Origin of the sequence: Azospirillum sp. CT11-132, from assembly GCF_047302835.1 — a bacterium.
Lineage (GTDB): Bacteria > Pseudomonadota > Alphaproteobacteria > Azospirillales > Azospirillaceae > Azospirillum.
In genome coordinates this window covers 510,736-522,579 of record NZ_JBGLZA010000008.1, presented here as the reverse complement: position 1 = coordinate 522,579, position 11,844 = coordinate 510,736, and the positions used below count along the sequence as shown (strand labels likewise).

Below are 11,844 nucleotides of genomic sequence, written 5' to 3'. Positions count from 1 at the left end.
CTACAATCGGCTGTTCAAGCGGATCAGCCGTAAAAGGAACAGCCCCGGTGAATCTCTTCTCCCTTCTCGATCAGGCGGCAACCCGGTTCCCCGACCATGGGGCGGTGTTCCGCGGCACCGAGCCGGTCCACAGCTTCGCGGAGTTGCGCTCGCGCGCGCTGCGCATCGCCGCCGGGCTGCGGGCCTCGGGGCAGCCGGGGAACCGCATCGCCATCGCGACGGAGAATGTGCCGGAATATGTCGAGCTGTTCTTCGCCATCTGGGCGGCCGGCATGGCGGCGACGCCGGTGAACGCCAAGTTGCATCCGCGCGAGCTGGTGCAGATCCTGGAGGATTCCGCCGCGACCACCGTCTTCGTCTCGCCCAAGCTGGCCCCTGGATTGGAACAGGCGCTCGACGGATCGCCGGCCGCCTCCTGCCGCCGGATCGTCATCGGCGGGAGCGATTACGCGGCCCTGGCGGCGGGGGAGGAGTGGGCCGGGCCGGTCGATCCCGATCCGCAGGCGCTGGGCTGGCTGTTCTACACCAGCGGCACCACCGGCCGGTCGAAGGGGGCGATGCTGTCGCACCGCAACCTGCTGGCCATGACCATCGCCCATCTCGCCGATGTCGAGGCGGTGGACGAGGAGTGCAGCCTGTTGCACGCGGCGCCGATGTCGCACGGCTCCGGCCTCTACATGGCGGCCTATGTCGCCCGCGGCGCCCGGCAGGTGGTTCCGGCCTCGTCGGCCTTCGAACCGTCGGAGTTCCTCGATCTCTGTGACCGCCACCCCGGCTGCGGCGCCTTCCTGGCCCCGACCATGGTGCAGAGGCTGCGGCTGGAGGCGGAGCGCAGCGGGCGCCGGCCGGTCAACCTGCGCTCCATCGTCTATGGCGGCGGGCCGATGTATGTGGAGGAGCTGCGCCGGTCGCTGGCGGTCTTCGGCCCGGTCTTCGTCCAGATCTACGGCCAGGGCGAGGCGCCGATGACCATCACGTCCTTGCGCCGCCGCGACCATGCCGCGGACGACGATGCGGTGCTGGGATCGGTCGGCTTCGCCCGCAGCGGCGTCGAGGTGGCGGTGGTGGATGCCGAAGGCCGACCACTGCCGCCCGGCGAGGTGGGCGAGATCGTCTGCCGCGGCGACGTGGTGATGGCGGGCTATTGGAACAACGCCAAGGCGACGGCCGAGGCGCTGCGCGACGGCTGGCTCTACACCGGCGACATGGGGTCGTTCGACCGGCGCGGCTACCTGACCCTTCGCGACCGGTCGAAGGACGTCATCATCAGCGGCGGCACCAACATCTACCCGCGCGAGGTGGAGGAGGTGCTGCTGCGACACCCGGACATCGCCGAGGTCTGCGTCACCGGCCAGCCCGATCCCGAATGGGGCGAGATCGTCGTCGCCTTCATCGTCGCCGAAGCCGGCCGCGACATTTCCCCCGACAGCCTCGACGCCCATTGCAACGCCAGCATCGCCCGCTTCAAGCGCCCCAAGCGTTACCTGTTCGTCGAAGCGCTGCCGAAAAACAACTACGGCAAGGTGGTGAAGCGCGAGTTGCGGGCGCGTCTGGCCGGCGGCGCGTAGGGCAGGGGAAGGCCGGTCAGCGGCCGGCCGCCTGACGGCGCAGGGCCTTCAGCTCCTCGAAGCGGGCGGAGACGTCGCGCATGACGGCGGCCATTCCCATCATCGCGCCGTCCGCATCCTTCAGCGGCACGATGGTGAACTCCACCGAGATGCGGCTGCCGTCCTTGCGGGTCGCCGGAACCGACAGCAGGTCGCCGCTGCCATAGCGGCTGACCCCCGACTTCATCACCTCGTCATAGCCGTCCCAATGGCGCTGGCGCTGCCGTTCGGGGATGATGATGTCGAGCGACTGGCCCAACGCCTGTTCGGCGGTGAAGCCGAACACCCGCTCGGCACCGGCGTTCCAGAAGCGGATGATGCCCTCGCGGTCGGAATAGGCGATGGCCTCGGCCGGGCTGTTCAGCAGCGCCAGCCCCAGCCGTTGCAGGTCGTCCTCGGTCATGCGTGCTCCCCCCTTTCATCGTTGAAATGTCGTCGTTGAATGTCCCGGACTCACAGGTCCAACACCAATCTTGCGCTGCGGGCACGCGACACGCACAGCATCATCGTCTTGCCGGCGGCGCGTTCGGCGTCGGACAGCACGCTGTCGCGGTGGTCGGGTTCGCCCTCCAGCACCGTAGTCTCGCAGGTGCCGCAGATGCCCTGTTCGCAGGACGAGTCGACCGTGACGCCGGCGGCATAAAGCGCCTCCAGCACGCTGGTCCCCGGCGGCACCGTGACCGTCACGCCCGACCGGGCGCAGACCACCTCGAAGCTGTCGTCCTTGAAGCTGTCGGCGGCCGCATCCTCGCGGACGGGCTCGACCCGCGGCGTGAACCATTCGAAGCGGACATCCTGCGCCGGCCGGGCCGCTGCGGCAACCGCCTCCATCAGCCGTTGCGGACCGCAGCAGTAGATCGGGACATCGACGGGCGTCGCGGCGAGCAGCGCGTCCACCGTCAGCTTCCGCCCCTCGTCGGCGGCATGGACCTCGACACGGCCATGGGGCAGGGCGCGGAGTTCGCCGAGGAACGGCGCCGCCGCGGCGCTGCGCACGCAATAATGCAGGGTCCAGTCGGCGCCCCGGTCGGCCGCCGCGCGGATCATCGGCAGCAACGGCGTGATGCCGATACCGCCGGCGATGAACAGATAGCGCGGCGCCTCGTCGTAGCGGAAATTGTTGCGCGGCAAACCGATGGCGACGGCGGCGCCCGGCTCCAGTTCGCCATGGACGAAACGCGATCCCCGCCCGCCGGGCACGTTCAGAACGGCGATGCTGTAGGCCTGCCAGTCCGCCGGATTGCCGCACAGCGAATAGGACCGCACCACCCCGTCCGGCAGATGGATGTCGATGTGCGCGCCCGGCTCCGCCGGCGGCAGGACCTGCCCGTCTGGGTCGCGCAGTTCCACCAGCATGACCTGCGGCGCCACCCGCTCCAGACGATGCACGCGCAGCGTCCGTGTCTTCGAAAGCGGGCGCTGCAGTGTCTCCGGCTGAAGGGTGTTCATCATCGTACCTGCCTGAAAAGTTCGTCGGTGGGGAAGGGTGCTGGCGTTTGGTATACCATATCCAACACAAACAGCATAAAACCTCAAGTCAACTTCAGGTCAAGCGAAAATGCCGGAATGCCGCCGCGAATTCGACGCCTTGCGGACCTCCCCGGCGAACGGCCAATGGATCATCCGCGCCTTGCCGGGTGTTGTTCGCGAAACGGTGCGCACCGGCACAACAGCGGGAGGAGCGGTCATGTCACGCAATACGATCATTGTCCTGGTTGCGGCACTCGGACTGGCGGCAATGCCGGCGCTTGCCGCATCCGGCGATGTCCATTCCGTGGTGGGAGAGAAGGTGAACCTGCGCGCCGGCCCCTCCGACGATGCGGCGGTGCGGTCCACCGTCGCGCGCGGCGGCGAGGTGGTCGAGTTGCGGCGGGAGGGCAACTGGCTGGGCGTCCGGGTGCTGCGCACGGGGGAGGAGGGCTGGCTGTTCTCCGACCTCGTCAAGCGGCAGACCGCCAGCACGCTGGGCGGCGGGGAGGCGGCACCGGCGCAGGCCGGGTTCGAGCGGCTGTCGCCCGGTTTCGACGGGCTGGTGGCGACCATCGGCGAGCGTCTCGGCTACCGCTTCGCCGACAAGGTGGACCAGGCCGGCAACGGCGCCCTTCGGGTCGTGCCGACCCAGGAATGGTCCTACAACACCGGCCGCGACGCCAAGATGTACGCGGCGCTGGCCCTGTACCAGATGTGGAAGAACTACAACAACGGCCGACCGGTGACGGTGACGCTGGGCCCCCAGGGGCCGTCCGCCATCACCATCGCCGATGCCGCGAAGGGGCCCGAGCTGACCATGCCGACGCTGAACCCGTCTCGCTGAGCCGAGGCCGGGCCTTGGACTCGGGCTGAATGGATCGGGCTGAGCGAATCGGCCCGAATCCGCGCGTGGTGCCGATCACTCGGGATGGGCGGCCATGCGACGTCGCGCCGCCCTCCCGTCGCGGCTCCTGCCCGATGTGCGGCGTGTTGGCGCAGGAACGGCGTTGTCCGGCCTTCCGCAGCGCCGTCCGGTCGACCATCCGCCGCCACCGCACCCAAATTTCCTGAAATACCGCCATATGTAAACCGGGCCGCAATAATTGGCCTCGACACTGACATCAGAGTGCGTAGCCCGCACGGCAATCGTCCGGTCGATCGAGTTCGAAAAGGTGCACCCCCATGTCCGTGTCGCCAACCTCCGTGCCGCCCACCCGCACGCGCCTCGTCACCAAGATCATGGGGCCGTCGCTGCTGCTGGCCGCCATCGCCGTCGGGATTGCGGTGTATGGCCTGACGTCGCTCTCCACCCTGCATGAACGGAACGTCCAGCTGGTCGAGCGCGATGCGGCACGTCTGGAGATGGCGCTGCGGCTGAACAGCGAGTTGAACGTCACGGCGATCGCCACATCGAACGCCGTGCTCGCCACCAAGGCGGAGGATGTGAAGACCATCCGCGGGCGCTACCAGCAGCGTCTGGCCGCCGTGCTGGATTACTCGAAGCGGATCCTGGAGACCAACCCCGCGCCGGCCATCGCAAAGCCGGCAAAGGACATCCAGGACCTGTCGGGCGATTACGACCGGCTGGCCCAGCGGGCCATCGCCCTGTCGGCCGAAGGCAAGAAGGACGAGGCCTTCCAGGTGATCTTCGGCGAGATGCGCGACGTGCGCTTCAAGATCAACGGCGAGTCGGACAAGCTGGTCGCCGCCGCCAAGGAGGAGATGCAGGCAGCCCAACGGAGCGGCGATGCGGTCTATAACGCCGCCCTGTTCTGGCAATCGCTGGGGTCGGTGCTCGGCATTGCGCTGTCGCTGGGTCTGCTGGTCTGGATCGTCCAGCGTCACGTCTCCCGCCCGCTGACCCGCCTGACCTCGGCGACCGAGCGGCTGTCGCGCGGCGATCTGGAGGTCGAGCTGGAGGCCCTTGACCAGGGGCGCGGCGACGAGGTCGGCACGCTGGCGCACGCGCTCCACATCTTCCGCGACAACGCGCGCGAGATGCGCCGTCTGGAGGCGCAGCAGCATGAGGAGGAGGCGCTGAAGGACCGGCGCCGGCAGGCCGTCGACGGGCTGATCGCCAATTTCGAGAACGGGATCACCGGGCAGCTCACGGTGCTGACCAATGCCGCCGACCAGATGCAGCAGACCGCCCAGCTGATGAACCGCACCGCGGAGTCGACGCACGAGCGCACCGCCGCGGTGGCCAACGCCTCCGAGGTGGCGTCCGGAAACGTGCAGACGGTCGCCGCCGCCGCCGATGAACTGACCGCGTCGATCGCCGAGATCAGCCGCCAGATCGAGCAGGCCAACGGCGTCGCCGGCGAGGCCGTGCAGCAGGTGATGCAAACCAACACGACCGTCGAGGGGCTGTCGTCCGCCGCCGCCCGGATCGGCGAGGTCGCCCATCTGATCACCGAAATCGCCAGCCAGACCAACCTGCTGGCGCTGAACGCCACCATCGAAGCGGCGCGGGCGGGAGAGGCGGGCAAGGGCTTCGCCGTCGTCGCCCAGGAGGTGAAGAACCTCGCCACCTCCACCGCGCGCGCCACCGAGGAGATCACCGCGCAGATCCAGGAGATCCAGGCGGTGAGCGGCGAGACGGTCGCGGCGATCCGCAATGTCGGGACGACGATCCGCTCCATCAGCCAGATCTCCGCCACCATTGCCGCCGCCGTCGAGCAGCAGAGCGCGGCGACGCGGGAGATCGCGCGCAACACCCAGGAGGCGGCGCAGGGAACCAGCCAGGTGTCCACTCACATCGGCGGCGTGGAGGCGGCGGCCCGCGATACCGAGGCGGCGGCCGATCAGGTCAAGACCGCAGCCGCCGCCCTGTCCGGCGAAGCGTCGTCGCTGCATGCCCAGGTCGCCGCTTTCCTCTCCTCCATCCGGGCTGCCTGAGCGGTCCATCCGGTCCGGGCGTCATACATCTGTCACGGTGCTGCTGTAGCGTGACGCGCCGGCGCGAGGCCGCCCACGCCGAACAGCCGTCCGGCGGGGCCGATCCGCCAAGTCCTTCCGGAGACCCGTCGCATGGATTTCTTCCGCCGCTTCAACTTCCTGGTCTGTGCCCCCGCCTTCGAGGTGGACGAACTGGAGGGCATGCGGCTTCAGCAGATCCTGTCGGAAGTGGAGCGGATGGGCTTCGAGGTGGTGCGCGCCCGCCGGGTCGAGGATGCCGAGCTGGCGATCCGCACCGATGCCGCCATCGGCTGCATGATCGTCGATTGGGGCAAGCGCGGCGCCGACGGCAAGCAGGCCTCGCTGATCGCCTTCGCCCGCCAGCGCGGCTTGGAGATGCCGATCATCCTGCTGGTCCGCCGCCAGCGGCTGGAGAACATCCCGGTCGACGTGCTCAATCAGGTCGACGGCTACATCTTCCTGGCGGAGGAAACGCCGGAGTTCATCGCCAAGAATCTGGTCAGCCGGCTGAAGCAATATGCCGACACGCTGAAGACCCCCTTCTTCGGCGCACTGGTCGATTATGCGGAGGAGGGCAACCAGCTCTGGACCTGCCCCGGCCACAATGGCGGCATCTTCTACAGCCGCAGCCCGATCGGCCGCATCTTCGTCGAACATCTGGGCGAGGCGGTGTTCCGCGACGACATCGACAATTCGGTGCTGGAGATGGGCGACCTGCTGGTCCATGAGGGGCCGGCGCTCCAGGCGCAGAAGGAGGCCGCCCGCATCTTCGGGGCGGAGCGCACCTATTTCGTGCTGAACGGCACCTCGGCCTCCAACAAGATCGTGCTGTCGGCGCTGGTCGCGGAGGACGACCTCGTGCTGTTCGACCGCAACAACCACAAGGCGGCCCATCACGGCGGCCTGTTCCTGGGCGGCGGCATCCCGATCTTCCTGGAGACCGAGCGCAACGCCCATGGCCTGATCGGTCCCATCGATCCGCAGGCTCTGGACGAGGAGGTGATCCGCGAGCGCATCCGCCGCAACCCGCTGGTCAAGGACCCCGACGCCTGGAAGCGCGAACGCCCCTTCCGCGCCGCGGTGATCCAGCAATGCAGCTACGACGGCACCATCTACAACGCCCAGATGATGCTGGAGCGGATCGGCAAGCTCTGTGACTACATCCTGTTCGACGAGGCCTGGGCGGGGTTCCTGAAATTCCACCCGCTGTTCAAGGGCCATTTCGCCATGGGGCTGGAGGGGCTGAACGACGGCCATCCCGGCATCATCGCCACCCAGTCCACCCACAAGCAGCTGGCCAGCTTCTCCCAGGCTTCGCAGATCCATGTGAAGGACAACCACATCAAGGGCCAGCGCCGCCGGGTGGAGCATCGCCGCTTCAACGAGACCTTCCTGCTGCACGCCTCGACCTCGCCCTTCTACCCGCTGTTCGCCTCGCTGGATGTCGGCGCGCAGATGATGAAGGGGCGGTCGGGCGAGGTGTTGTGGGACGACACGATCCGGCTGGGTATCGAGCTGCGCAAGAAGATCCGCGCCATCCGCCGCGAGTTCGAGGAGCGCGAGAGTGACCCGGCGAAGCGCTGGTTCTTCGACCCCTTCGTGCCCGACCGCGTCACCCGCAACGGCGTCCCGACCGCGTGGGAGGAGGTGCCGACCGACGAGCTGGCGACCGACGTGCGCCATTGGGAATTCGCCCCCGGCGCCGACTGGCACGGCTTCCAGCATGTCGGGCCGGGCTATGCCATGACCGACCCCAACAAGCTGACGCTGCTGACGCCCGGCTTCGACCGTCACAGCGGCGCCTATGGCGACCATGGCATCCCGGCCCCGGTGGTGGCGCAGTATCTGCGCGAGAACCGCATCGTTCCGGAAAAGAACGACCTGAACTCGCTGCTGTTCCTGCTGACGCCGGGCGTGGAATCGAGCAAGGCCGGCACCCTGCTGAGCGGTCTGGTCGCCTTCAAGCGGCTGCACGACGACAACGCCCCGCTGGAGGAGGTCATCCCCGAATTCGTCGCCAAGCGGCGCGGCCATTATCTCGGCCGTCGCCTGCGCGACCTCTGCGCCGAGATGCACGCCTTCTATCGGGAGAAGAACACCAGTGCCCTGCAGCGCGCCATCTTCCGGCCGGAGCATCTGCCGACCATGGCGATGCCGCCGCGCGAGGCGACGCGCCATCTGGTGCGCAACACCGTCGATTACCTGCCGATCGACGAGATCGCCGGCCGCATCGCCACCACCCTGTGGGTCGTCTATCCGCCGGGCATCGCCACCATCGTCCCCGGCGAACGGCTGGACGAGCGGGCGAAGCCGATGATCGACTATCTGAAGGTCTTCCAGGAAAGCGCCAACCGCTTCCCCGGCTTCGACAACGAAATCCAGGGCCTGTACCGCGAGACCGACGCGAAGGGCGTGATCCGCTACTTCACCTATGTGGTGAGGGAGTGACGGTGGCCTATCCCTGAACGCTGCCGTCCTCCAGGTCGATGCGGTCGACCAGGAAATCCAGGAAGGACCGCACCTTCGGCGGCTGGATCCGCCCGCCGGGAAAGACCGCGTGCAGGTCGACATCCGATCCCTTCCAGCCGTCCAGCACCCGCACCACCTGCCCGGCCGACCGGTAGGGCCGCATGGCGAAGTCGGTGGCGAGCACCAGTCCGCCACCGGCCAGCAGCGTCGGGACCAGCATTTCCGGATCGTCAGCCGCCATCACCGGATCGATGGGCACATCGACCTCCTCGGCGTTGCGGCCCCCTTCGGTCCGGAACAGGCGCCAGCCATAGCCGGCGGAGCGCCGGGCGTTCATGTTCGCCAGCGTCAGATGCCGGGCCAGTTCGTCGGGATGGGTCGGCGTGCCATGGGCAGCACAATAGGACGAGGCGGCGTAGACGTGGCGGGGCAGGACGCCCAGCTTGCGGGCCGCCATGGCAGAGTCCTGCAGCGCCCCCATCCGGATCGCCAGATCGATGTCGCGCGCCACCAGATCCAAATTCAGGTGGCTGAGCACCAGATCGATCCGGACATCGGGATACCGGGTCCGGAAGGCGGGGAGAAGCGGTGCGATGACCTTCATCCCGAAGGACGGCGGGGTGGTGACCCGCAGCCAGCCGCGCGGCGCGTCACGAAGCTGGGCGACGGCGCTCTCGGCCTGTTCCAGTTCCTCGGAGATGCGCCGGCAGCGCTCGAAATAGACGGTCCCCGCCTCGGTCAGCCCGATGCGGCGCGTGGTCCGGTGCAGAAGCTGGATGCCGAGCCGCCGTTCGAGGTCGCGCACCTTGCGGCTCAGCGTTGTCTTGGGCAGCCGCAGCCGCTGGGCCGCCTTCGTGAAGCTGCCTTCCTCCACCACCTTCACGAAGGCGATGGTGTCGCCCAGGTCCTGCATCCGCGCCCGCCGATTGGATAGGATTTCGGCACAATGTTGCCCAAAGCCGGCGGGTAATCAAGCCGTCCGCCTGATGCTAGGTGATGGGTCAGAACGGCGGCCGGAACGAACGCCGCCGCAGTACCAGACACCCGCATCGCACCAAGGACAGGCACGATGAAATCGAAGATGCTCTTGCTGGCCGCCGGCCTGCTGTTCGCCGCCATCCCGGCCGGCCATGCCGCCGAAAAGGCCGGCGGTCAAAACGCCACCCAGGCGGTCACCCAATCGGCCGCCCAACCCTCCGCGGCCGGCGTCTACCGCTTCACCGTCGGCGATCTCCGCATCACCGCGCTCAGCGACGGCACCCTGCCGCTCGGCATCAAGCCGCTGGTCCAGGGGCTGCCGCCGGAGCGCATCGACGCGCTGCTGGCCGAACGGTTCGAGCGCGATCCGCTGGAAACCTCCATCAACGCCTTCCTGATCGAGGCCGGGCCGCGCCTGCTGCTGGTCGACACCGGGGCGGGCCAGCTGTTCGGACCCTATGGCGGCAAGCTTCCGGTCAGTCTGGCCGCGGCCGGCTACCGACCGGATCAGGTGACCGACATCCTCCTCACCCACATCCACACCGATCACTCCGGCGGGCTGGCGCTGGATGGGCGGATGGTGTTTCCGAACGCCACGGTCCATGTCGGTCAGGCTGATCTGGATTTTTTCCTGAACCGCGACAATACGGCCAAGGGTTTGCAGCCCCGCCACTATGACGAGGCCGTCGCCACCGTCGGCCTCTACGTCAAGGCCGGCAAGGTCAAGCCCTTCACCGGCCAGTCCGAAATCCTGCCGGGCGTCACGGCGGTCCCCACCCCCGGCCACACCCCCGGCCATGCCTTCTACCGGGTGACCAGCCGCGGCGAGAGCATCGAGTTCTGGGGCGACATCATCCATGTCGGCCCGGTGCAGTTCCCGCGCCCGGAGGCCACCGTGTCCTTCGACATCGACCAGGACGCCGCACGCGCCCAGCGCCTGAAGCGCTTCGCCCAGGAGGCGGACAGCGGCCAATTGACCGCCGCCGCCCATCTCAGCTTCCCCGGCCTCGGCCGTCTGCGGCGCGACGGCGACGCCTATCGCTGGGTGCCGGTGGAATACCGCAACCGCGAGTAGGGTCGCTCAAAGCGCCGCCAGCACCTCGTCCAGCGTGGCGAGGAACAGCCGGGCGTCGTCGGCCGAGAACACCAGCGGCGGCCGGATCTTCAGGATGTGCCCCTCCTGCCCGGTCGCGCTGATGAGCACCCGGCGCCGCCGCATGTCGTTCACCACGCGGGCGGTTTCCTCCGGTGCCGGGGTCTTCAGCTTGCGGTCGCGCACCATCTCGACGCCGATGAACAGGCCGCTGCCGCGCACGTCGCCGATCAGCTCATGCTTGGCGGCCAGCGCGCGCAGGCCCTCGATCATCTGCGTGCCGACGGTCAGGGCGTTCTCCTGCAGCCGCTCCGTCTTGATGACGCGCAGCACGGCGAGCGCCACGGCACAGGACACCGGGTTGCCGCCGAAGGTGTTGAAATAGCGCTGGCTGCGGCCGAACGCCTCGATCACCTCCGGCCGGAACACCGCCCCCGCCACCGGATGGCCGTTGCCCATCGGCTTGCCGACCGTCACGATGTCGGGCACCAGCCCGTGGCGCGCGAAGCCCCACATGTGGGTGCCGAGCCGGCCGAAGCCGGGCTGGACCTCGTCGGCGATGAAGATGCCGCCGGCCTTGCGCATCGCCTCCACCGCCGGGGCGAGGAAGCCGGCCGGATCGGTGAAGACGCCGCTGCTGGAGAAGATGGTGTCGACCAGCAGCGCCGCCGGGGCGATGCCCTTCTCGCGCAGATCGGCGATTGCCTCCTCGACCGAGCGGGCGAAGGCGGCGCCGATCTCGGCCTCCGGAATGCGGTAGCTGTCCGGGGCCGGCACGACGCGGACATGGTCGCCCAGCTTCACCGCGCCGCCCAGCGACGGCGACATCTCCGCCAGCGCCGAGGTGACGCCGTGATAGGCGTTGTGCGCGATGACGACACCGGTGCCGCCGGTGTGATGGCGGGCAACGCGCAGGGCCAGATCATTGGCCTCGCTGCCGGTGCAGGTCAGCATCAGGTGCGACAGCGGCGCCGGGAACTCCGCCAGGAAGGCTTCGGCGAAGTCGAGGATGCCGTCGGTCAGATAGCGCGTGTGGGTGTTCAGCACCGCCGCCTGCTTCGCCATCGCCTCCACCACCTCCGGCCGGCAGTGCCCGACCGAGGCGACGTTGTTGTAGGCGTCGAGATAGCGGTTGCCGTCGGCGTCGAACAGATACGAACCCTCTCCCCGCACCACATGGATGGGGTCGGCGTAGAACAGCCGGTAGGCCGGGCCGAGCAGCTTTTCGCGGCGGGCGATCAGGGCGCGCTCGCGTTCCGGCAGGGAACCGGCGGAGTCGGGCGCATAGGCGTTGATCATGGTCATGAC

The 11,844-nt window shown here is 68.4% G+C and carries 9 protein-coding genes; 5 read left to right on the top strand and 4 right to left on the bottom strand.

From position 1 onward, the window contains the following. Nucleotides 1-47: 47 nt before the first annotated feature. Nucleotides 48-1,568: an AMP-binding protein gene (locus ACCD06_RS31020; protein ID WP_413346008.1), complete on the top strand. Its 1,521-nt coding sequence runs from the start codon at nt 48-50 to the stop codon at nt 1,566-1,568. Between the two features lie 16 nt (nt 1,569-1,584). On the opposite strand, the gene ACCD06_RS31015 is transcribed toward ACCD06_RS31020, so the two are convergent. Beyond that, nucleotides 1,585-2,010: a PAS domain-containing protein gene (locus tag ACCD06_RS31015; RefSeq protein WP_413346006.1), complete on the bottom strand. Its 426-nt coding sequence runs from the start codon at nt 2,008-2,010 to the stop codon at nt 1,585-1,587. Between the two features lie 50 nt (nt 2,011-2,060). Next, nucleotides 2,061-3,059, bottom strand: coding sequence for a PDR/VanB family oxidoreductase (locus ACCD06_RS31010; RefSeq protein ID WP_413346004.1), 999 nt, complete (start codon nt 3,057-3,059; stop codon nt 2,061-2,063). Nucleotides 3,060-3,294: 235 nt separating this feature from the next. Between ACCD06_RS31010 and ACCD06_RS31005 the strand changes: the two genes are divergently transcribed. The 3 genes from ACCD06_RS31005 (at nt 3,295) to ACCD06_RS30995 (ending at nt 8,444) form a co-directional block, all read left to right on the top strand. Further along, nucleotides 3,295-3,921, top strand: coding sequence for an SH3 domain-containing protein (locus tag ACCD06_RS31005; protein ID WP_413346002.1), 627 nt, complete (start codon nt 3,295-3,297; stop codon nt 3,919-3,921). Between the two features lie 338 nt (nt 3,922-4,259). Further along, nucleotides 4,260-5,975, top strand: coding sequence for a methyl-accepting chemotaxis protein (locus ACCD06_RS31000; protein WP_413346000.1), 1,716 nt, complete (start codon nt 4,260-4,262; stop codon nt 5,973-5,975). 132 nt (nt 5,976-6,107) lie between these two features. Next, nucleotides 6,108-8,444 (top strand): Orn/Lys/Arg decarboxylase N-terminal domain-containing protein, encoded by a 2,337-nt coding sequence (locus ACCD06_RS30995; protein WP_413345998.1) that lies wholly within the window; start codon nt 6,108-6,110, stop codon nt 8,442-8,444. 7 nt (nt 8,445-8,451) lie between these two features. On the opposite strand, the gene ACCD06_RS30990 is transcribed toward ACCD06_RS30995, so the two are convergent. Then, nucleotides 8,452-9,378, bottom strand: coding sequence for a LysR substrate-binding domain-containing protein (locus ACCD06_RS30990; protein WP_413345996.1), 927 nt, complete (start codon nt 9,376-9,378; stop codon nt 8,452-8,454). Nucleotides 9,379-9,534: 156 nt separating this feature from the next. Between ACCD06_RS30990 and ACCD06_RS30985 the strand changes: the two genes are divergently transcribed. Continuing rightward, nucleotides 9,535-10,518, top strand: coding sequence for an MBL fold metallo-hydrolase (locus tag ACCD06_RS30985; RefSeq protein ID WP_413345994.1), 984 nt, complete (start codon nt 9,535-9,537; stop codon nt 10,516-10,518). A 6-nt stretch (nt 10,519-10,524) separates the two neighbouring features. Here the strand turns inward: ACCD06_RS30985 and ACCD06_RS30980 are convergent, their stop codons facing one another. Further along, on the bottom strand, nt 10,525-11,841 hold the full coding sequence (locus ACCD06_RS30980) for an aspartate aminotransferase family protein (protein WP_413345992.1): 1,317 nt from the start codon (nt 11,839-11,841) through the stop codon (nt 10,525-10,527). Nucleotides 11,842-11,844: the final 3 nt, after the last annotated feature.

Coding starts and splice junctions, on each gene's coding strand:
- ACCD06_RS30990 (WP_413345996.1), bottom strand. CDS start 9,378: ATGCAGGACCTGGGCGACACCATCGCCTTCGTGAAGGTGGTGGAGGAA.
- ACCD06_RS31000 (WP_413346000.1), top strand. CDS start 4,260: ATGTCCGTGTCGCCAACCTCCGTGCCGCCCACCCGCACGCGCCTCGTC.
- ACCD06_RS30995 (WP_413345998.1), top strand. CDS start 6,108: ATGGATTTCTTCCGCCGCTTCAACTTCCTGGTCTGTGCCCCCGCCTTC.
- ACCD06_RS31010 (WP_413346004.1), bottom strand. CDS start 3,059: ATGATGAACACCCTTCAGCCGGAGACACTGCAGCGCCCGCTTTCGAAG.
- ACCD06_RS30980 (WP_413345992.1), bottom strand. CDS start 11,841: ATGACCATGATCAACGCCTATGCGCCCGACTCCGCCGGTTCCCTGCCG.
- ACCD06_RS30985 (WP_413345994.1), top strand. CDS start 9,535: ATGAAATCGAAGATGCTCTTGCTGGCCGCCGGCCTGCTGTTCGCCGCC.
- ACCD06_RS31015 (WP_413346006.1), bottom strand. CDS start 2,010: ATGACCGAGGACGACCTGCAACGGCTGGGGCTGGCGCTGCTGAACAGC.
- ACCD06_RS31005 (WP_413346002.1), top strand. CDS start 3,295: ATGTCACGCAATACGATCATTGTCCTGGTTGCGGCACTCGGACTGGCG.